We start from the raw sequence: 19345 nt of genomic DNA, 5'->3' as shown, positions 1-19345 counted from the left end.
AGCGCCAGCTAGCCGCCCATCTTCTTGAACGGGTCCTTGAGGCCGAACTTGGTCCCGCTTCCCGGGTTCTCGGGCGGCGGGGTCGGCGTCTCGACCGGCGGCTTCTTGCTGTCGGCGGGGTCCTTGGGCGGCTTGTTCGTCTTGACGACGCTCGGCTTCTTCGCCTTGGGCTTCAGCGTGTACTCGAACCGCTGGCCCTCGCTCGGCTCCTTGACCTCGACGAGCAGGTCCTCGTGCTGGGCCGCGCGCAGCAGCAGCTTGTGCGGGCCGGCGCCGGCGAGGGCCACCCCGACGTCCCCGCTCATCCCGAGCCGGTGCGTCCCGGCCGCGTCGAACACCTCGGCGGGCGTGTTGGTGGCCACGATCACGCGCACGCGCGCCGGCGCGGCCGGCGGGTCGGGCGGCCCCACCGGAGGCGCGTCGACCTTGGTCGGCGTCTCGACCGGCGGCGGCGCGGCGACCACCACTTGCTGGGTCGGCGGCGGCGTGTCCTTCGGGGCAGGTTGCTCGGTCGCCTCGGCGGCGCCGAGCCCGTACAGCGCCACCGCGCTGCCGCCGAGCATCGCCGCGACCGCCAGGGCCACGCCGAACACCCCCCCGCGGCGGCTCGCCGGCGTCTCGACGGTGGGCAGCGTGATCGGAGCGGTGCGCGGGCGGAACTGCGTCGGGCCGGTGTTGGGCCGGCTGACGCGATTGGGCACCACCACCACCGGGGCGGCGTCGGTGCCGACGGCCTGGATCCCGTCCATCAGCTCGCGCAGGCTCTGGAACCGCAGCCCGCGGTCCTTCTGCATCGCCTTGAGGATCAGCGCCTCGACCTCGGGCAAGATCCCGGCCTCGGGCGCCACCTCGCTGGGCGCCGGCGGATCCTCGAACATGTGCTTCGTCAGGATCCCCATGAAGTTGTCGGCCGTGAACGGCACCTTCCCGGTCACGAGCTCGTAGAGGATCACGCCGACCGCGTACACGTCGGCGCGGTGATCGACCCGCTCGCCCTGGGCCTGCTCGGGGGACATGTACGTCGGCGTGCCGAAGATCATCCCCGTGCTGGTGAGGCGGCCGGAGCCGCCGTCCTCGCCGGTCAGCTTGGCGATGCCGAAGTCGAGCACCTTGATGAAGTCGGGGTTGCCGCTCCGCTCGATGCGGAAGCAGTTCTCCGGCTTCATGTCGCGGTGGATGATGCCCTTGTCGTGCGCGGCCTGCAGGGCGCGGCAGATCTGCATCGTGATGCCGGCGGCCCGCGACCACGGCAGCGGCGCCGAGCGCTTGATCGTCTCCGACAGGTCCTCGCCGACAAGCATCTCCATCACGAAGAACACCGAGCCGGTCGGCGTCGCGCCGAAGTCGGTGATCTCGACGACGTTCTCGTGGCCGATCATCGAGGCCGCGCGGGCCTCCTGCAGGAAGCGCTCGACCAGCTCGCTGCGGTGCGCGAACTCGGGGTTCAGGATCTTGATCGCGCAGCGCTTCTTGATCGTGACGTGCTCGGCCTCGTAGACGGTGCCCATGCCGCCGACGCCGAGCTTGCGCAGCAGACAATAGCGATCGAGGAGCAGCGTGCCGGTCAGGTCGGGCGCGGGCGGGATCACCGGCAGCAACGGATCGACGGGCGGGTCCGCCTGGGCCGTGGCCGGCGAGCTGACCACCGGGCTGTCCTCCGAGACAGCTTCCGAATTCCCCTTGCCGTAGATCAACGTCGCCGCCTGGTTTGACACGTCCGCAATGCTCCGGCTGCCCGCGTGCTTACCACCTTACGACCCGGTCCGGGTACTGGGCCGCGCGCCCCCGGACCTCACGCTCGCCCGTCACTTCTTCTTGGGAAACGGGTTCTTCAGCTCGCCGACGTCGCTCTCCTCGGCCTCCGGCTCCACCGGCTTTTGCTCCGGTAGCGGCGCCGGGGTGGTCTCCGTCGCCGGGGTCTTGGACGCCGGCGGCGGCTTGGCATTCCCCTTCGGCGTCTTCGAGCCCGTCTTTGCATCGGCGGGCGCTGGCGTCGGCGGCGTCGGTGTCGGCGGAGTGCCCACGACCGCCGGGGCCGGCTCCACGGGTGGGCCGGGCGGCGGCGCCGGAGGCGGCAGGGGTCGCATGACCACGCGGACCTTCTCGTGAGACTTGCCCGGTGCGACTTCGGTGGCCGTGTCCTGGTGATCTGCGAGGCGAAACACGTATCGGCGGAGCGGGCCCTGGGGATCGACCGCGAACACGAACGGCGTCACTCCGAGCTCCTCGACCCCGTCGCGCAGCACCTTGGCGCCCGGCGGATCTGACTCGAAGGTCAGGTTGATCCGCTCCGGCGGCTGCGGCAGCACGGCCGGCGCCGTCGCGGCCGGCGGTGCGACCTGCGGCTTGCGGTAGTACTGCTTGTAGAGCGTCACCGTCAGCGCGGCGCCGATGCTCGCCGCGGCCGCGACGATCAGCAGCGTCGGCGGCCCGCTGCTCGCCGCTCGCGGCGCGGGCATGAGGCCGGTGATCGGCGGGCGACCTGGGATCTCGCCGGTCTGCGCCCGCGTCGGCGGCGCGGCGATCCGCTCGACGTGCGTGCCGTGCTGGACGATCACGCTGGGTCGCCGCTCGATCCGCCCCGACGGCGACACCGCGCGGGTCGTCGCCGCGTCCTCGGCCTCGTCCGCCGCCTCCGGGGTCGCCGGGGGCACCGGCGTCTCGCCGCGCGCGGTCGTCGGCGAATTGCCCTCGGCCACGCCCCACGAGCCGATCGTCACCGTCGGCCGCCGCCCGCGCGGCGAGTTGGGCGCCGCGTCGAGCTCGGCCGCCGCCTTGAGCAAGCTGAGCGCCTCGGCGGCGGTCTGCGGCCGCTCGTCGCGGTTCTTCGCCAGCAGCAGACGGATCAGCCGCTCGACGTTCGGCAGATCCGGCGCGTCCGGCTCGACCTCTCGCAGCCCCGGCGGGGTGTCGAAGATCTGCGCCGACAACACCATCGCCACCGTCGCCAGCTTGAACGGCACGCGCCCCGCCAGCATCTCGAACAGGATCACGCCGAACGCGTAGAGGTCGGAGCGCTCGTCGGCCTCCTGGCCCTGCGCCTGTTCCGGGGACATGTACGCCGGCGTGCCGATCAGCGCCCCGTTGGCGGTGAGCCGCGTCTTCTTGTCGCGCACGCGGGCGATGCCGAAGTCGAGGATCTTGATCTGCACCCCGCCGTCGGGCCCGTCGCACAGGAAGATGTTCTCGCTCTTGAGATCGCGGTGGATGATCTTGCCGGTGTGCGCCGCCTGCAGCCCGGCGAGGATCTGCGCCGCGATCTCGAGCGCCAGCTGCGGCTCGAGCCGACCGCCGCGATCGATGCGGGCCGCCAGCGTCTCGCCGGTCAGGTACTCCATCGCGTAGTAGGCGGTGCCGCCGGGGATCTGGCCGTAGTCGCTGATGTCGACGATGTTCGGGTGCTTGACCCGCGAGGCGACCTGCGCCTCGAGCAAGAAGCGCTTGATGATGTCGGCCTGCGACGCGTGCTCCTGGCGCAGCAGCTTGATCGCCAGCGGCTTGTCGATGATGACGTGGCGCGCCTTGTAGACCACGCCCATGCCGCCGAACCCGATCGGCTCCTCGATGCGGTAGCGCTGATCGAGCACGCGACCGACCAGCGCCTCTTCCGGCGGCGCCGTCTTGACCGCCTCGCTCTTCGGCCGCGACAGCCCGCCCGCCGGGAAGAACGCCCCGTTCGGCAGCGCCTGCTCGACCGGCACCGCCGCGGCCGTCGGCGCCTGCATCAACCCCGCCGCGCCGCCGTTGCTGGCCTTTGGGACCTGCCCCTGAGGACCTGGCCCAACGGGCGGGCGCAACGCCAGCACGGTACGGGCGGGTGAGCGCGAGTCCGCGACCTGGGGTGCGGCCTCCGCTGCGCTCTCGGGGGCGCGCGCCGGGACCCGCCAGTCCTGGTTCGTGCGCCCGCTCGAGTCCTCGGCCAACGGGTTGCCGTCCATCGGGCAAAAGCCTTGAGACACGGGGTACTCCGTGCCGCAGACCGGGCAGCGCTTCATGTCTGGCCCAGCCTAAGCGGGCGGCGCGGCGCGGTCAACGCAGACCAGGGCCCCGCCCGAGCGCCGCCGCCGCGACCCGCTGGAGCGTGCGCCCGAGCCCGCCGGTGCGACCGCGCCGACGCACCCGCGAGGGCGCTCGCCTGCGCTGCCGCCTGCACGTCGGCCGCGTGCGGCACCTCCCTGGCGGCCCCGCACGCGGTTCGGGGACGTCGGGGGTAGGCTCCCTCGCCATGACGAGCCCTGAATCCGTCGTGATCGGCCACACGATAGCCCTGCGCGACGTGGACGCTGTCGCCCGCCGCGGCGCCGCCGTCTCGCTCGCCGCCGAGGCGCGCGACGAGCTGCGACGGACGCGGGATCACCTCGAGCGGGCCCTGGCCGGCGGCGCGATCATCTACGGCGTCAACACCGGCTTCGGCGCCCTGTCCGACGCGAAGATCGCCCCCGACGAGCTCGGGATCTTGCAGCAGAACCTGCTGCGCAGCCACGCGGCCGGGGTCGGCCCGGCGTTCACCGCCGACGTCGTGCGCGCCCTGCTGTTGCTGCGCGCCCACACCCTCGCGCTCGGGGCCAGCGGCGTGTCGCCGGCCGTCCCCGAGTTCCTGCTGCAGATGCTGGCCCGCGGCGTCCTCCCGGTCGTCCCCAGCCAGGGCAGCGTCGGCGCCAGCGGTGACCTGGCCCCGCTGGCCCATCTGGCCCTGGTCGCCATCGGCGAGGGCTTCGCCTGGTCCGAAGGACAGATCATCCCCGGCGCCGAGGCCCTCGCGCGCGCCGGCCTGACGCCGCTGCGCCTCGGCCCCAAGGAGGGCCTGAGCCTGATCAACGGCACCCAGGTCACCACCGCCGTCGGCGCCCTGGCCCTGTGCGACGCCGCCGAGCTGATCGCCGCCGCCGACATCCTCGGCAGCCTCAGCATCGACGCCCTGCTCGGCACCGTCACCGCCACCGACCCGCGGATCCACGCCGGCAAGCCCCACGCCGGCCAGCGCGAGAGCGCCGCGATCGCCCGCGCCCTGCTGATCGACTCGCCGCTCCGCGCCTCGCACCGGGACTGCGGCGAGGTCCAGGACGCCTACGCCCTGCGCTGCATGCCGCAGGTCCACGGGGCCGCGCGCGACGCCTTCGCCTACGTCGCCGGCGCGGTCCAGATCGAGCTCAACAGCTTCACCGACAACCCGCTGGTGCTCGCGCACGCGGGCGGCGGCTTCGACGTCCTCAGCGGCGGCAACTTCCACGCCGGCACCGTCGCCCTCCCGCTCGATCACATGACCGCCGCGCTCACCACCCTCGCCACCATCAGCGAGCGCCGCACCGACCGCATGCTCAATCCGGCGACCTCGCGCGGCCTCCCGGCTTTCCTGGCCGAAAGACCAGGTGTCGAGAGCGGCCTGATGATGGCCCACGTCACCGCCTCGGCGCTGGCCAGCGAGTGCAAGGCGCTCAGCTTCCCCGCCTCGGTCGACACCATCCCGACCTCCGCCGGCAAGGAGGACCACGTCAGCATGGGCCCGATCGCCGCCCGCAAGCTGCGCAGCGTGGTCGACAACCTCGCGCGCGTGCTCGCGATCGAGGCGATCGCCGCCGCCCGCGGCCTCGACCTGCGCCCGCACCCGACCAGCGCGCCGCTGCGCCGCGTCCACGCGGCGATCCGCGCCCACGTCCCCGCCTGGACCGGCGACCGCAGCCCGAGCGGCGACACCGAGGCCCTGGCCGCCGCGATCCTGCGCGGCGAGCTGCGTCGGGCCGCCGACGTCGCCTCGCCGCTCGACCGGGCGTGAGCCGGACGTCGCGGCCTCGGATCTCCAGGACATGTCCGAAACGACATGTCCTCTCCAACAGAGAGCCATCGCCGCTCCCCGGCGCGCTTGGCCGGGAGTCGCCACCTCACGCTCCACCGATGTCCGAATCGCCTCGGCCCGGCCGCCCGCACATGTCCCCTGGGACAGCCGACGGGCGGCCGCGCCCCTGACCCCGCCGTCCCCGCGGCGGCTCCGTGCTCCCGCCGCTGCTTGCGACGGGCGCCGTCCCGCCCTACCCTCGTCGCCATGCGCTCGCTTGACTTCGCCCTCGTCCTCGCCGCCCTGCTCGCCTGCAACCCCAGCGACCCCGGCACCACCGAGACGAGCAACGGCACCGGCACCGCCACCACGACGGGCACCACGGCCGGGACCACCGCGCCGACCGGCGACCTCACCACCACCGGCGGCACCGCGACCGGCGGCACCGCGACCGGCGGCATGACCACGGCGCCCACGACCTCGACCTCCACCACCTCGACCACCGAGCCCGCGACCTCGACCACCGAACCCGCGACCTCGACCACCACGACCTCGACCACCGTCCCCGGCACCTCGACCACCGACGACACCGGCGCCGTCGACCCGCAGTGCGCCCCGGCCACCGGCGACTACGGCGAGTGCGCGGCGATCATCGGCTGGGCCTTCGACGGCACCGACTGCACCCTGCGCTCCGGCTGCGGCTGCGAGCCCGACTGCGACAAGTTCTTCCCCACCGCGGAGGCCTGCGCCCTCTCGTGCGCCGCCGCCGACCACTGCAACTCCGACGAGTTCGACGGCGCCGGCCTGGCCGAGCCGCCGATCATGCCGGGCATGCACTGCGACGGCGTCTACATGTGCCCCGGCGACGACGACGGCCTCAAGCAGGCCTATCAGGCCATCTTCGGCCAGCTGACCTGCGAGCCGGGTGACTTCCCGTGCAGCGAGAACGGCGAGCACTGCATGGGCCTGCTCGCCGGCACGCTCGGCCCCGACGAGTGGGCCAAGATGTGCGCCGCCAGCCTCCTGCCCGGCTCCGGCCCCTTCATCTGCACCGTCTTCGGCCCCTGAGGTCCGCGCCGTGAAGCTCCCGGCCGAGGCCACGCGCCTGCTGTCCCGCGACCACCTGGCCGCCATCGAGGCCTGGTGGGCCGGCCTCGACGACGCCGCGCGGGCCGAGTTCACCGCCCTCTACGACGAGCGCGCCGAGGACACCGCCTTCTACGCCACCATCGTCGACGGCAAGACCGAGTGGCACGAGCTGCCGATCGAGCTCCACGGCATGTACGTCGACCCCGAGAACGCGCCGGAGACCGCGATGTGGAAGCAGGAGCTGTGCGAGTTCATCAGCAACACCGGCGTCCAGTTCTTCCTCGTCGATCGCACCTTCCACATCTGCCGCGCCCACTCGCAGGCCCGCGAGGCCCTCGCCTGCGGCGCGATCCCGGCCGGCTTCACCTGCCCCTTCGAACAGGCCGCCTGTCCCTTCGAGCAGGCGCTCGCCGCCCGCCCCGGCCAGTCGATCGTGCTGCTCCCGCGCCTGCGCGGCCGCCCTGCCGGCCCGACCTGAACCCTCGCGGATCGCTACCGCGCGCGAGCGAACCGCCCCTCGGGCCGCGGCGCGCGCCCGACGAGCGGGCCTGAACGCCCCTCTGCGCCCGCCTACGGCCGCGGCGGCGTGCGCAGCACCTTGCCGATCAGATAGATCGTCAAGCCGCCGACCAGCAGCCACGTGCAGCTCAGCATGATCCACGCGCTCGTGCTCACGACGCACCTCCTTCTTGCTCGTCCGGACGCCGCGTGCTCGCCTCGATGTTGCGGCCGCGGAACGCCCGCCACACCAGCGCCGCGATCGAAGCGAACACGGTCAGCAGGATCAGGCGCGTCAGGTCCTTGACGAACATCGGCGTGATCCTGCCGGCCGCGTCGAAGTACCCCCCGGTCTCGCCGACGTGGAGCAGCTTGCCGAGCACGCTGTCGCCCGCGAACGGCCAGCTCCCGGAGCTCATCAGCTGCGACGCCGCCTCGCTCCAGCCGACGCTCGGCTTGACGATCGCGCCCAGCAGCACGACCAGGATGAACAGCGGCGTCACGTACTTGATGACGTACTTGTAGAAGCTCGGCAGGCGCAGGTCGGCGCCCTTGTTGAGCTCGGCCCAGCCGCGGTCGATGCCGAAGATCCAGCCGAAGATCAGCACCTCGGCCAGCGCGAACACGATGAGGGAGAACGTCCCGGTCCAGAAGTCGAACTCGTCGAACGTCCCGCCCGGGTACAGCACCACCACCAGCCCGCCGAGCAGCAGCGTCGCCAGACCGAAGCCGAGCGCCGCCCGCTCGCGGGCGACCTTGAACTCGTCCTGCAGGAACGCCAGCACCGGCTGGCCCATCGCCAGCGACGACGTGATGCCGGCGAAGAACAACAGCCCGAACCACATCGCCCCCGCGACTGGCCCGAACCAGCCCCACTGGTTGAACAGCGTCGGCAGCGTCAAGAACCCGAGGCCGAAGCCCGAGCCGCCGGCGGTGGCCGCCTGCACCGCCGCCAGGCCGAGGTAGGCCGTGGCGATCGGGATCAGGATCGACCCGCCGAGGATGACCTCGACGAACTCGTTGACCGTGCCGGCCGTGGTCGCGTTGAGGGCGATGTCGTCCTTCTCGCGCAGGTACGCCGCGTAGCAGTGGATCGAGCCCATCCCGACCGACAGGGTGAAGAAGACCTGCCCGGCCGCCGCCAGCCACGTGCTCGGGTTGAACAGGCCCGACGCCTGCGGCTCCCACACGAAGTTGAGGCCGACCAGCGGGCTCTCGACCACGCCCGGGTCACCTGGCCCGAGGAACAGGCCCTTGATCGCCAGCACCGCGCCGAAGCCGAGCAGCAGCGGCATCCCGATCTTGGCCGCCAGCTCGACCCCGCGGACCAGCCCGCGCGACAGCAGCCACACGTTGAGCGTCAGCGTGGCGAGGAAGAACCCGGCCGCCTCGTACGGGATCGCGGCGATGTCGGCGTTGGTCGTGCCGAGGTACTCGGGGAAGAACGTGGTCGGCGGGGTCGCCGCGAACGTCCCGCGCAGCGAGTGCCACACGTACGCCAGCGTCCACGACTCGATGTAGCAGTAGTACGCCGCCACCGTCAGGTTGGTGAAGAGCCCGAACACGCCGACGTACTTGAGCCAGCGCGAGCGGCCGAGGCGGGCGAACATCCCCGGCGAGCTGTGGTGGCCGTACTGCCCGCCGTGGCGGCCGATCGCCCACTCGACCCACAAGATCGGCAGGCCCATCAGCACGAACGAGATCAGGTACGGGACCAGGAACGCCCCGCCGCCGTTCTGGGCCGCCTGGGCCGGGAAGCGGAGGAAATTGCCGAGGCCGACGGCGTTGCCGGCGACCGCCAGCACCAGCCCCACGCGCGTGCCCCATTGCTCCTTCTTCGCCCCGGACGGTGGACCTGACGCCATCGCCGGCGAAGGTACCCGGCGGGCTCGGCTTGTTCAACCGCCGCGGCCCGCTCGCCGGGCCGCCCACCTGTCTTCCGGGACAGGCGGCCGGCCCGCCCGCCTGTCACTTCGGACGCGTCATCTTCTTGCGGAGGCCGAGGAAGCCCTTGACCAGGCTGCCCAGGCTGCGGGTCGTGATCCCCTTCAGCAGCTCGAAGCCGTGCGAGACCTTGCCGGCGTACGGGAACCACAGCGGCTCGCTGTTCAGGAACCCGCGGTCGACCATGATGCCGCGGGTGTGCATGAACCCGAGGATGCCCGCGTCGCCGTGGTACCGGCCGATCCCCGACGAGCGCACCCCGCCGAACGGCAGCGCCGGGTGGCCCACCGACTGGATGACATCGTTCACCGAGACCTGCCCGCACTCCATGCGCGAGGCCAGGCGCAGCCCCTTGTCGATGTCCTGCGTCCACACGCTGCCGGCCAGCCCGAATTCGCTGGCGTTGGCCAGGCGCACCGCCTCGTCCTCGTCGCGCACCCGGATCACCGGCAGCACCGGCCCGAACGTCTCCTCGCGGAAGATCTCCATCTCCGGCGTCACCCCCGTCAGCAGCGTCGGCGCGAAGAACTGGCCGGGGCGCTGCAGCTTCTCGCCCCCGAACACCACCTTCGCCCCCGCCGCGATCGCCGAATTCACGTGGCGCTCGACGATCCCGAGCTGCGCGCCCGACGTCAGCGGCCCCATGTCGGCCTGCTCGTCGGGCCCGCCGACGGTCACCCGGGCCACCTTCTCGCGCACTTTCTCGACGAAGCGGTCGTGGATCGCGTCGACCACGAAGATGCGCTCGACCGACACGCAGGCCTGGCCGCAGTTGACGAGCCCGCCCCACACGGCGGCCTCGGCGGCGCGCTCGAGGTTGGCGTCGGCGCAGACGATCATCGCGTCCTTGCCGCCGAGCTCGAGCTCGACCGGGATCGGGCGCTGGGCGGCCGCCGCCATCACCTTGCGGCCGGTCGCCACCGAGCCGGTGAAGAACAGCATGTCGACCTCGGCCCGCGTCAGCGCCGCCCCCGTCGAGCCGTCGCCGTGGACGATCTCGACCACCCCGGCGGGCAGCCCGATCCGGCGGAACAGGTCCTCGACGACGCCGGCCACGATCGGCGTGATCTCGGACTGCTTCAGCACGACGGTGTTGCCGCCGATCAGCGCCGACAGCACCGGCACCACCGCCAGCTGGAACGGGAAGTTCCACGGCGAGATGATGCCGATCACCCCGCGGGGGAAGTGCTCGATGAACGCCGACTTGCCGGGCAGGACCAGCGGCGTCGGCACCTTCTGCCGGCGCAGCAGCACCGGCGCGCGCCGGAGCATGTAGTCGAGCAGCAGCGGGACCGCGCCGATCTCCATCATCGTCGCCTCGAAGGTCGGCTTGCCGGTGTCCTCGCTGATCTTGCGGGCGTAGTGCTCGCCCTGCTCGGCCAGGACCTGCTTGACGCGGGCCATGACCTCGGCGCGGGCCGCCAGCGGCGTGTCGCGCCAGCCCGGGAAAGCGGCGCGGGCCCGGGCCACCGCGGCGCGGACCTCGGCTTCGTCGGCGACGGGGAACTCGCCCAGCCGGGCGCCGCTGACGGGGCTCAGCTTCTCGAGCAGCCGGCGCGGCGAGGCGGGCGTGGAGGTCTGTGGCGCGGGGTCGGAGGTCTGGGAGGCGCTCATGTCCAAAAGCCTTCGGTCGCGGGCAGCGGCCCGTGCGAGGGGGTGAGTTTAGCAAAGGGCCGCCCCGACAGGGCGTGCCCGCGGCCCGCGGATACTGCTACCATGCCCCGTGCTGCCATGACGACCAGCCGCCGTGACGACCTGTTCCGCCGCTACCTCGGGCTCCTCGGGTGGGTCGGAGACCCCGGGCTCCACGAGCTCGTCAGCAGCCACCTGATCAAGATCCCGTTCGAGAACGTGTCGAAGCTGCTGCGCCCGGCCGACGCGCCGCGGAACGCCATCCCGCCGATCGAGGAGTTCTTGCGCGGGATCGGCGACCAGGACCTCGGCGGCACCTGCTACGCCCTCAACGCCCACTTCGCCGCGCTGCTGCAGTTCCTCGACTACGACGTCGAGCTGCTGGCCGCCGACGCCGGCGGCGTCCCGCGGGCCCACGCCGTCTGCCGGGTGACCTTCGAGGATCAGCAACACCTGGTCGACGTCGGCTACGGCGCGCCGTTTTACCACCCGATCGCGCTCGACTCGCTGCCGCTGCAGATCCCCCACGGCGACGTCAGCTACACCCTCGATCGCCACGCCTCGCACCGCGAGGCCGTCGAGGTCGTCATGCTCCACCGCGGCGCCCGGATCCACAACTACGTCGCCAAGCCCCCGCCGGTCGCGCCCGACGGCTTCGCCGCCGCGATCGAGCGCACCCACGCGCCCGACGCCCACTTCATGCGGCGGCTCAAGATCATCCGCTTCTTCGCCAGCCGGGTGCTCGAGATCGACAACAACCGGCTCGTCACCACCCACCACAACATCACCACCATCACCCCGATCCGCGACATCGACGAGCTCGAGGCGATCGTGCACGAGGCGCTGCAGCTGCCGCGCATGCCCGTGCGCGAGGCGGTCGAGGCCCTGCAGGCCCGCGGCGTCGACATCTTCGACGGCGCTACTGCTTGATCCCGCACAGGCCGACGTCTTCGAGCCCGGGCGGCGCCGTCCCCTGGTCGAAGAACGCCAGGCACTCCTGCTCCGGCGCGCCCGAGCACATGTCGGGCATCGACGGCGCCAGCGACAGGTCGCAGAACTCGGTGCAGCAGCCCGGGGCGTCGCAGCCCGGAACGTTCGAGGCCGCCGCGCACAAGAGGCCCGGGTCGCACACGTTGAGGAACTCGCACGGGTCGCCATAGAAGCCGGCGTCGCCGCTGACGTCGCCGTCGCACACGAACCCGCCGGCCATGCTCGGGATGCAGATCTGTCCGATCGGGCAGGTCGGCGCCAGCGGGTTGCAGGACGTGAGGCACAGCGCCAGAAGGCCGCCGGTTGACACGTCGCACACCAGCCCGCTGCCGCACGTCGGCGAGGCCGGCGTGCCGCCGCACATCGGCGTGCACGTCCCGTGGCCGTCGGCGTCGAGCAACCAGCACAGCAGGTCGGCGTCGCAGTCGTCGAGGCCGACGATCCCGCCCTCGGCCGTGCACGGGTCGCCCGCCTTCCCCGCGGAGCCGGCGATCTCGACGCAGCGGGTGCCGTCGACGACGCCGGTGCCGGTCGAGTCGAACGGCACGCACTTCGCGCCGGGCGGGCAATCTTGCATCCACACGCTGCACTCGCCGGCGACCTCGCCGGTGTCGCCGCTGGTCGTCGGCACCGGCGACGAGGTCTGCGCCTCGTCGGTCGTCGCCGACGCACCGGGCCCCGCGTCAGGACCGCCGCCGGCCTCCGTCTCGGACTCGTCCCCTTGCTCGCCGGTCACGCACCCCCCGAGTGTGAGAAGCACGACGAACCCCGCCGCTCCGAGCCTGCTCATCTCGTCAGCCTAACACGCGCGCATGGCCGCGCAGCGCCTCTGAGGCCGCTTCCGGGGCCTCGCAGTCGTCCTTGCGCGATCTCCGCCAACGGCAAGCCCAGCGGCGCGCGTCGCGGACAAAGCTTGCTACACTGTGCGGACCCTATGGGCGACCCCCCGAGTAAGGCCCGCAGCGGCCGATTCGACGGGCCGAGGAGCAGCGACTCTCGATGAGCGACCTCCTGCGACTCGTCTCGCTGTTCTTCCTGGTCTTGATGAACGGATTCTTCGTCGCGGCCGAGTTCGCGCTCGTCAGCGTGCGACGCACCCGGATCGAGCAGCTCGCCAACGAAGGCAACACGCTCGCGCGCCTGACCCACAAGGTGCTGCAAGACCTGGACCTCTACATCGCCGCCACGCAGCTGGGCATCACGATGGCGAGCCTCCTCATCGGCTTCATCGCCGAGCCCGCGATCGAGCACCTCGTCGCGCCGAGCCTGCTCGAGTGGGGCGTCCAGGCCGACAACGTGAAGACCATCTCGTTCGCGCTGGCCTTCGGCCTGTCGACCGCCTTGCACATCGTGTTCGGCGAGCTGGCGCCGAAGTCGCTGGCGCTGCAGCGGGCCGAGCAGGTCTCGCTGGCGATCGCCGTGCCGATGATCGCCTTCACCACCGTGTTCCGCCCGGTGATCTGGCTGCTCAACGTCACCGGCAACGGCGTCGTGCGCATGTTCGGCCTGCGACCGGTGCCCGGGCATCACTCGGCCCACTCCGAAGAGGAGATCCGGATGATCGTCTCGGCGTCGCGCCAGGAGGGCGTGCTCGAGGAGCAGGAGAAGGAGCTCCTCAACAACGTGTTCGACCTGTCGGACACGCCGGTGCGCGCGATCATGACCCCGCGCGTCGACATGATCGCGCTCGAGGAGAACGCCTCGCTGCGCCGCTTCATGGCGATCAACGAGGAGCACCAGTACTCGCGCGTCCCGATCTACCGCGACACGAACGACAAGATCGTCGGCATCGCCTACGTCGGCGACGTGCTCAAGCACCTCGATCACCTCGACGAGGTCACCCTCGGCAGCGTCGCCCGCCCGGCCGTGTTCGCCCCCGAGAACATGAAGGTCATCGACCTGTTCTCGCTGTTCCAAAAGAAGAAGACCCACATGGCGATCGTCGTCGACGAGTTCGGCGGCACCGCCGGCGTCGTCACCCTCGAGGACGCGCTCGAGGAGGTGGTCGGCGAGATCTACGACGAGAACGACGAGCCCGACGAGGAGAAGCAGATCCTCGACATCGGCGACGGCACCTTCCTCTTCGACGCTTTGATCAACGTGTCCGAGGTCGAGAAGACGCTGGCGGTCGACCTCGACGACGAGATCCAGGGCAACTACGAGACGCTCTCGGGCTTTCTGTTCCACAAGTTCGAGTACATCCCGCAGGTCGGCGAGGAGGTCGAAGCCGAGGGCTGGACCTTCCACGTCGCCGAGGCCGACGAGCGCCGGGTCATCAAGATCCGCGCCTACCGCAAGCAGCCCCCCACGCTCGAGACCCCGGCGTGAGGCCGCCCCCGCAAGCGCGTGCGGCCGGGGCCTCGACGCGCCGGTAGCGTGGGACACGCCTGACTGGAAGGACAGGCACCGCCTCGGTCCCGGCTCGGCGGCCGCGCGCGGCCGCCGGACACGCCCTGTCCGGAAGGACAGGCAGAGCGCGCGTCGGGTTCCCGGCCTGGCAGGCGCGCGGATCCCGGACCACCTGTCCGGAAGGACAGACCGGTCGCGCCTCGCCCGTCCAGAACCGCGACGGCCGATCCCGAACGACACGCTCGGCCTCAGCGCGTCGACCTTCGTCGATATGTCCCCAAAGACATATCGCCTCGCCCGCCGCTACAGCACCGCCAGCGCCCGGCGCAGCGCCAGCTCGGCCAGGGCGTGCGCGATCCGCCCCTCGGCCAGCGCCGCCTCGACCTCCGCGCGCCCCATCACCACCGGCGCCACCACTTCTTCCGCGTCGGCGTGCGGCGCTCCGACCTGCACGGCCTCCCGCACCAGGAAGAAGTGGCAGCGGTTGTCCTGCAGCACCGGGTTGGGGTGCGTGAAGCCCAGCGGCTCCGCCGTGGCCCCGGCGTAGCCCGTCTCCTCGCCCAGCTCTCGCAGCGCCGCGGCCGCGGGCGCCTCCCCGGCGTCGACCAGCCCGCCGGCGGGCTCGACCGTCTCGGCCGCGATCCCGAAGCGATGCTGGCGGACCAGCACGAACCGTCCCGCCGGGTTGACCGCCACCGCCATCACCCAGTCCGGCATCCGCAGCAGCGTCACCGGCGAGGCCCGGCCTTCGAGGCTGACCCGCTCGACGCGAAAGAAGCCGGCGTCGAACACCTCGGAGCGGCGTAGCTCGCGCATCGCCGCGGTGATACCACAGCTGCGCCGCCGGGGTCGCTCCGCATGTCCAGGACGACATGTCCCGCAAGACATATCGCGCTTTCCGCGCAATTTTCCGGACCCCTCGCAAAAAATTTTCGAAGACTCGGACGCCCCGCGCGTAGAGCCCGATCGAACGCACCCCGGAGCCCCATGCCCCGCTCGATCCACCGCCTCTTCCTCTTCCTCGCCTTCCCCCTCGTGCTCGCCTGCGAGGCCCCGCGGTCCGCCCCGGGCACCCCGCCCCTCGCCCCGCCGGCCCCGAGCACCGCGCCCGCGCCGGCCGACAGCGACGAGCCGCTCCTCCGCACCTACACCGTCCCGCCCGAGCAGGCGCGCTCGATCGAACAGGCCCTCGCCAGCGCCCTCTCGACCGGCAAGGACCTGCCGCCGCTCGGCACCGTCGAGCGCCTGCCGGACGGCCGCCTCGTCGTCGTCGCGCCGCCCGGGATCCAGGACGGCGTCGCCGCCCTGATCGCCGGCCTCGACCCCGCCAAGGCCCCGCCCGTGCGCACGGCCGAGTTCGACTACTGGATCGTCGTCGGCGAGCCCGCCCAGGCCGCCGAGGGCGTCGACGCCGTCCCTGACATCGCCCCCGCGCTGCAGGCGATCGTCGCCAGCCAGGGCCCGATGCGCTTCCGCTTGCACGAGTCGATGCACCTGTCCTCGCTGATCGACGAGCGCGCCGAGGCCGACGGCGCCCTCATGCAGGCGCGCCAGACCGTCTCCGAGGTCGGCGGGCGGCTCGTCGCCGACCTCAACCTCGTCGTCGCCCAGCAGGCCAAGGATCGCGCCCACCTCCTGACCTGCGCCGAGCACTGCAACCAGCTCCGATCGCGCATCCACGTCGATCCCGGCCAGCTCCTCGTCGTCGGCCAGGCGAGCCTCGAGGCGAGCGACGCCAAGGCTCAGCATGTCCCCAAGACCATGTTCTACATCGTCCGCGGGCAGCTCCGGACCGGGGGCGTGTGACCGAGCCCGCGTCCTCGCCCGGCCTGACGGTCGGCGACGTCGAGCGGCTCTTCGTGCAGATGGAGCGGCCGCTGTTCAACGTCGTCTACCGCTGGCTGTGGGACCGCGACGAGTCGGCGGAGCTGGTCCAGGAGACCTTCGCGCGGCTGTGGCAGGCCCGCGCCCGCGTGCGGCCCGACACCGCCGGCGCCTTCGTCTACCGGATCGCCGTCAACCTCGCCGCCAGTCGCCGGCGCTGGCGGGCCTTGCGGCGCTTCGTCGCCCTCGACGACGGCTCGCCCGACGCGAGCGACAACCGGCCCGACCTCGCCGTCCTCGGCGCCGAGCGGGCCGCCGCCGTGCGGGCCGCCGTCGACGCCTTGCCCGAGAAGCTGCGCCGCGTGCTCGTCCTCTGCGAGCTCTCCGAGCTCACGTACGCCGACATCGCCGCCGCGCTCGAGATCCCGGTCGGCACCGTCGGCTCGCGCCGCCACGCCGCCGCCGATCGCGTCCGCCGTCACCTCCAAGCCCAGGAGCACCGCCGTGAAGCCGCCGCCCGAAGATGACCTGAAGGACATGTTCGTCCGCCTCGACCCGCCGCCCGGCGGCCTCACCCGCCTGCGGGCGCGCCTGGACGCGCCGGCCCCCGCCCGCTGGCCGTGGTGGCTCGTCGGCGCCGGCCTCGCGGCCGCGGCGCCCCTCCTGGCGCTGTCGCTCCGCACCGCCGAGCTCCCCTCGGCGGCGCCCGCGCCGGTCGTCGCCGCCGCACCCGCGCCGGTCCCCGCGGCCGCGCCCGTCGACCTCATCGCCGGCCGCACCGACCTCCACCCCGCCTGGATCGGCCTCGGCCGGCTCGCCCCGCCCTCCGAGCCGCTGCAGCTCGCCCCCGAGCTCGCCGGCGCCCTCGCCTCCCGCCGCGTCGCCCTGCCCCGCCAGGACGTCGTCTTCTACATGCTCGACGCCAAAGGACATGCCCCCTGAGACATGCTTGAATCCACATGTCCGTCAGGACATGCCCCTCAGGCCTCGTCCCCGCGGCGGCCGAAGAACAGCAGCAGGTGCAGCAGCATCAGCGCGTGGAACAGCAGCGACACCCGCATCGACCCGGCGATCCCCGCGTGGAGCAGCACCAGCGCGATCGCGGCGGGGCGGCGGGTGCGGGCGAACCACAGCCCGCACCCGATCGCCAGCTCGAGCGCGATCGTCGACCACGCCAGCGCCTGCGCCAGCGGCCCCGGGGTCAACGGCAGCCACGCCGACAACAGGTGCTGGCCCTGGCGCGCCGAGCGGAAGATCAGCACGATCGCCTCGCCCGTCCACCAGGATGTCCCTTCGGCCAGCTTCGACAGCGCCGCGAACACGTACACCGCCGACAGCTGCAGCATCAACAGCCGCGCGGCCCAGCGCGGCCCCCTCGGCCCTGCCGGCGCCAGCGCCACGAACGACCACTGCAGCACCGCCAGCGCCGCGTAGGCCCGCGGCGCGCTCGCCTCGAGCCCGACCAGCAGCCCGAACAGGCCGGCCGTCGTCACCCGCGCCGCCCGGCCGCCGCGGCCCGCCGCCGCCGTGCCCGCCGCCACCGCCAGCAGCGCCAGCAGCCCCGTCACCAGCGCCGGCGGCGGCACCCACCCGCCGAGCCACCCCTCGAGCCAGCCGTCGCGCAGCACCGGCCGGCTGTACAGCTCCTCGCGGTGGGGCCACTGCGTCAGCGCGTAGGCGCCTGTCCACAAGGCCAGGCCGCGCGCGAACCGCTGCGTCCGCGCCGTCCCCTCGGTCGCGAAGAAGAACCGCGCCAGCGGCCCCGGACCGCGCTGCGCCCGCGCGCGCGCGGCGAACACCGGCAGCTCGGTCGCCTCAGCCACCGCCCACCCTGTACTGACCGATCGTCGCCGCCCCCGTCGCGTCGTCGCGGAGGTCACGCCAGCGCCGGATCAGCCGCACCTTGTCGATCGGCTGCCCGTCCGCGGCCATGCGCGCCGCCAGCCACGCGGCGAACGCCTGCCGCTCGCGCAGGTGCCCCCCCTCGAACACGATCGTGCTGTACTCGTACGCCCGCTCGCCCGTGGCCCCGCGCGTGTGCTGGAAGTAGCGCTCCAGCGGGATCGGCACCCACGTCCCGTCGGCGACGCGGCCCTCCGCCGTCAGCGTGCGCTCGAACGGCGACGGGTCGCTGAACATCCGCCACGGCAGGTGCGCCCCCAGCGGCGGCGGCAGCGGCAGCAGCCCCCGCACCAGCGCGACCGCCTGGGCCGCCAGCCACACCGCGACCACCCCCACCGCCAGCCTGTGTGGTTGTTCGGACATGTCCCGAAATCCATGCCCCTACGGGCCGGTGCCGCCTCAGCCCTGCTTGACCCCGATGGTCTCGCTCTCGGGCGCCGCCTCGTACCACGGCAGCCCGGCCTCCTCGCTGTGCTGCAGCTCGGAGATGATCTGCGCCCCGAGCAGGATGATGAGCGTGCCGATCTCGAGGGTCAGGAGCGCGATGATGACCGTCGCCAGCGACCCGTAGACCACGTTGACCAGCGAGATCTTGGAGAAGTAGACCATCAGCGCCCGGCGCAGCACGTCCCACAGCAGCGCCGCGGCCACTCCGCCGGTGAGGGCGCGGCGCCACGACACCTCGGTGATCGGCATGACGCGGTAGGCCGCCGTGAACATGAAGATCAGCGTGACGATGCCGCTCAGCTTGAGGACGAACGCCGGACCTGACCCGAGGGACAGCTGATAACCGAACAGCACCACCTCGGCCTCGGCCAGGCGCTCGAGCAGCGCGACCAGGACCGTCAGCACCAAAAGGCCGCCGGCGATGGCGACGATGAAGATGTACGGCAGCAGCGCCGACATCCAGAAGCTGCGCTGGCGGCGGGCGCGGCTGCGGGCGAAGATCACCGCCAGCGCGCCCTCCAGCATCTTGAACGCCCACGTGCTGAAGAACAGCATCACCCCGAGCCCGATCCCGCCGACCAGGTCGCGGTTGTCGAGCAAGCTCACCACCTCGCCGATGATCACGTCGGCCTGGTTCGGGATCAGCAGGTTGAGCTCGTGGCTGATGATCTCGGTCAGCTGGTCGACGTCCCACACGTGGGTCAGCGCCACCAACACCACCGCCAGCATCGGCACGATCGACAGCAGCGCGTTGTAGGCGACCCCGCCGGCCAGCAGCAGCGCCTTGTTCTTGCCGAGGTGGCGGAGCACCCGCAGCAGGAAGCTGCCGAGCCGCCGGAGCAGCAGCGAGGCGGCAGCGAGCGCAGCGGAGGAGCGGCCTTCGGGCATCGGCGCGGC

17 protein-coding genes are annotated in these 19345 nt (G+C 72.4%); 8 read left to right on the top strand and 9 right to left on the bottom strand.

Annotation, left to right across the window (positions count from 1 at the left end):
- Positions 1-8: 8 nt before the first annotated feature.
- Both NAEX_RS41930 and NAEX_RS41925 read right to left on the bottom strand, forming a co-directional pair.
- Positions 9-1715 (bottom strand): serine/threonine protein kinase, encoded by a 1707-nt coding sequence (locus tag NAEX_RS41930; protein ID WP_143140659.1) that lies wholly within the window; start codon positions 1713-1715, stop codon positions 9-11.
- A 90-nt stretch (positions 1716-1805) separates the two neighbouring features.
- Positions 1806-3995 (bottom strand): serine/threonine-protein kinase, encoded by a 2190-nt coding sequence (locus NAEX_RS41925; RefSeq protein WP_096333072.1) that lies wholly within the window; start codon positions 3993-3995, stop codon positions 1806-1808.
- Between the two features lie 230 nt (positions 3996-4225).
- Between NAEX_RS41925 and hutH the strand changes: the two genes are divergently transcribed.
- The 3 genes from hutH to NAEX_RS41910 all read left to right on the top strand — a co-directional run bounded on the left by hutH (position 4226) and on the right by NAEX_RS41910 (position 7340).
- Positions 4226-5773, top strand: a complete 1548-nt coding sequence (hutH, locus tag NAEX_RS41920; RefSeq protein ID WP_096333071.1) for a histidine ammonia-lyase — start codon at positions 4226-4228, stop codon at positions 5771-5773.
- A 267-nt stretch (positions 5774-6040) separates the two neighbouring features.
- On the top strand, positions 6041-6841 hold the full coding sequence (locus NAEX_RS41915) for a hypothetical protein (RefSeq protein WP_096333070.1): 801 nt from the start codon (positions 6041-6043) through the stop codon (positions 6839-6841).
- A gap of 10 nt (positions 6842-6851) precedes the next feature.
- Entirely contained in the window at positions 6852-7340 is a 489-nt protein-coding gene (locus NAEX_RS41910) for a hypothetical protein (RefSeq protein WP_096333069.1), read from the top strand.
- A gap of 193 nt (positions 7341-7533) precedes the next feature.
- Here the strand turns inward: NAEX_RS41910 and NAEX_RS41905 are convergent, their stop codons facing one another.
- Both NAEX_RS41905 and NAEX_RS41900 read right to left on the bottom strand, forming a co-directional pair.
- Complete coding sequence (locus tag NAEX_RS41905) at positions 7534-9225, bottom strand: sodium-dependent transporter (RefSeq protein WP_096333068.1); 1692 nt, start codon at positions 9223-9225, stop codon at positions 7534-7536.
- Positions 9226-9328: 103 nt separating this feature from the next.
- Positions 9329-10918: an aldehyde dehydrogenase family protein gene (locus NAEX_RS41900; protein ID WP_096333067.1), complete on the bottom strand. Its 1590-nt coding sequence runs from the start codon at positions 10916-10918 to the stop codon at positions 9329-9331.
- A 102-nt stretch (positions 10919-11020) separates the two neighbouring features.
- On the opposite strand from NAEX_RS41900, the gene NAEX_RS41895 reads away from it, so the two are divergent.
- The gene (locus NAEX_RS41895) at positions 11021-11866 is read left to right on the top strand and encodes an arylamine N-acetyltransferase (RefSeq protein ID WP_096333066.1); all 846 of its coding nucleotides are present in this window, start codon (positions 11021-11023) and stop codon (positions 11864-11866) included.
- Here NAEX_RS41895 and NAEX_RS41890 read toward each other — a convergent pair.
- Positions 11856-12716: a hypothetical protein gene (locus NAEX_RS41890; RefSeq protein WP_143140660.1), complete on the bottom strand. Its 861-nt coding sequence runs from the start codon at positions 12714-12716 to the stop codon at positions 11856-11858. The genes NAEX_RS41895 and NAEX_RS41890 overlap by 11 nt on opposite strands.
- A gap of 209 nt (positions 12717-12925) precedes the next feature.
- On the opposite strand from NAEX_RS41890, the gene NAEX_RS41885 reads away from it, so the two are divergent.
- Positions 12926-14254, top strand: a complete 1329-nt coding sequence (locus NAEX_RS41885) for a hemolysin family protein (RefSeq protein WP_096333064.1) — start codon at positions 12926-12928, stop codon at positions 14252-14254.
- Between the two features lie 324 nt (positions 14255-14578).
- On the opposite strand, the gene NAEX_RS41880 is transcribed toward NAEX_RS41885, so the two are convergent.
- Positions 14579-15091, bottom strand: coding sequence for an NUDIX hydrolase (locus tag NAEX_RS41880; protein WP_096333063.1), 513 nt, complete (start codon positions 15089-15091; stop codon positions 14579-14581).
- 171 nt (positions 15092-15262) lie between these two features.
- On the opposite strand from NAEX_RS41880, the gene NAEX_RS41875 reads away from it, so the two are divergent.
- The 3 genes from NAEX_RS41875 to NAEX_RS41865 are packed head-to-tail and all read left to right on the top strand — an operon-like array spanning position 15263 to position 17041.
- The gene (locus NAEX_RS41875; RefSeq protein WP_096333062.1) at positions 15263-16081 is read left to right on the top strand and encodes a hypothetical protein; all 819 of its coding nucleotides are present in this window, start codon (positions 15263-15265) and stop codon (positions 16079-16081) included.
- Positions 16078-16626, top strand: coding sequence for an RNA polymerase sigma factor (locus NAEX_RS41870; RefSeq protein WP_096333061.1), 549 nt, complete (start codon positions 16078-16080; stop codon positions 16624-16626). Before NAEX_RS41875 ends, NAEX_RS41870 begins: the two co-directional genes overlap by 4 nt.
- Positions 16604-17041, top strand: a complete 438-nt coding sequence (locus NAEX_RS41865; RefSeq protein ID WP_096333060.1) for a hypothetical protein — start codon at positions 16604-16606, stop codon at positions 17039-17041. Before NAEX_RS41870 ends, NAEX_RS41865 begins: the two co-directional genes overlap by 23 nt.
- 38 nt (positions 17042-17079) lie before the next feature.
- On the opposite strand, the gene NAEX_RS41860 is transcribed toward NAEX_RS41865, so the two are convergent.
- Genes NAEX_RS41860 through NAEX_RS41850 form a run of 3 tightly spaced genes read right to left on the bottom strand, consistent with a single transcriptional unit; the run spans position 17080 to position 19336 of the window.
- Positions 17080-17922 (bottom strand): HTTM domain-containing protein, encoded by an 843-nt coding sequence (locus NAEX_RS41860; RefSeq protein WP_096333059.1) that lies wholly within the window; start codon positions 17920-17922, stop codon positions 17080-17082.
- The gene (locus NAEX_RS41855; protein ID WP_143140661.1) at positions 17915-18364 is read right to left on the bottom strand and encodes a hypothetical protein; all 450 of its coding nucleotides are present in this window, start codon (positions 18362-18364) and stop codon (positions 17915-17917) included. The genes NAEX_RS41860 and NAEX_RS41855 overlap by 8 nt, the downstream gene beginning before the upstream one ends.
- Before the next feature lie 36 nt (positions 18365-18400).
- Positions 18401-19336 (bottom strand): YihY/virulence factor BrkB family protein, encoded by a 936-nt coding sequence (locus NAEX_RS41850; protein WP_170136469.1) that lies wholly within the window; start codon positions 19334-19336, stop codon positions 18401-18403.
- Positions 19337-19345 lie beyond the last annotated feature (9 nt).

Origin of the sequence: Nannocystis exedens, from assembly GCF_002343915.1 — a bacterium.
Taxonomy (GTDB): Bacteria; Myxococcota_A; Polyangia; order Nannocystales; family Nannocystaceae; genus Nannocystis; species Nannocystis exedens.
Note: the sequence above shows the minus strand (reverse complement) of the source record. Positions and strands in the feature narration are given on the sequence as shown.

What these genes read in the sequence shown, in the direction of transcription:
- NAEX_RS41925 (WP_096333072.1), bottom strand. Translation starts at nt 3,995, where the DNA reads ATGAAGCGCTGCCCGGTCTGCGGCACGGAGTACCCCGTGTCTCAAGGC.
- hutH (WP_096333071.1), top strand. Translation starts at nt 4,226, where the DNA reads ATGACGAGCCCTGAATCCGTCGTGATCGGCCACACGATAGCCCTGCGC.
- NAEX_RS41915 (WP_096333070.1), top strand. Translation starts at nt 6,041, where the DNA reads ATGCGCTCGCTTGACTTCGCCCTCGTCCTCGCCGCCCTGCTCGCCTGC.
- NAEX_RS41905 (WP_096333068.1), bottom strand. Translation starts at nt 9,225, where the DNA reads ATGGCGTCAGGTCCACCGTCCGGGGCGAAGAAGGAGCAATGGGGCACG.
- NAEX_RS41900 (WP_096333067.1), bottom strand. Translation starts at nt 10,918, where the DNA reads ATGAGCGCCTCCCAGACCTCCGACCCCGCGCCACAGACCTCCACGCCC.
- NAEX_RS41895 (WP_096333066.1), top strand. Translation starts at nt 11,021, where the DNA reads ATGCCCCGTGCTGCCATGACGACCAGCCGCCGTGACGACCTGTTCCGC.
- NAEX_RS41890 (WP_143140660.1), bottom strand. Translation starts at nt 12,716, where the DNA reads ATGAGCAGGCTCGGAGCGGCGGGGTTCGTCGTGCTTCTCACACTCGGG.
- NAEX_RS41885 (WP_096333064.1), top strand. Translation starts at nt 12,926, where the DNA reads ATGAGCGACCTCCTGCGACTCGTCTCGCTGTTCTTCCTGGTCTTGATG.
- NAEX_RS41880 (WP_096333063.1), bottom strand. Translation starts at nt 15,091, where the DNA reads ATGCGCGAGCTACGCCGCTCCGAGGTGTTCGACGCCGGCTTCTTTCGC.
- NAEX_RS41875 (WP_096333062.1), top strand. Translation starts at nt 15,263, where the DNA reads ATGCCCCGCTCGATCCACCGCCTCTTCCTCTTCCTCGCCTTCCCCCTC.
- NAEX_RS41855 (WP_143140661.1), bottom strand. Translation starts at nt 18,364, where the DNA reads ATGTCCGAACAACCACACAGGCTGGCGGTGGGGGTGGTCGCGGTGTGG.
- NAEX_RS41850 (WP_170136469.1), bottom strand. Translation starts at nt 19,336, where the DNA reads ATGCCCGAAGGCCGCTCCTCCGCTGCGCTCGCTGCCGCCTCGCTGCTG.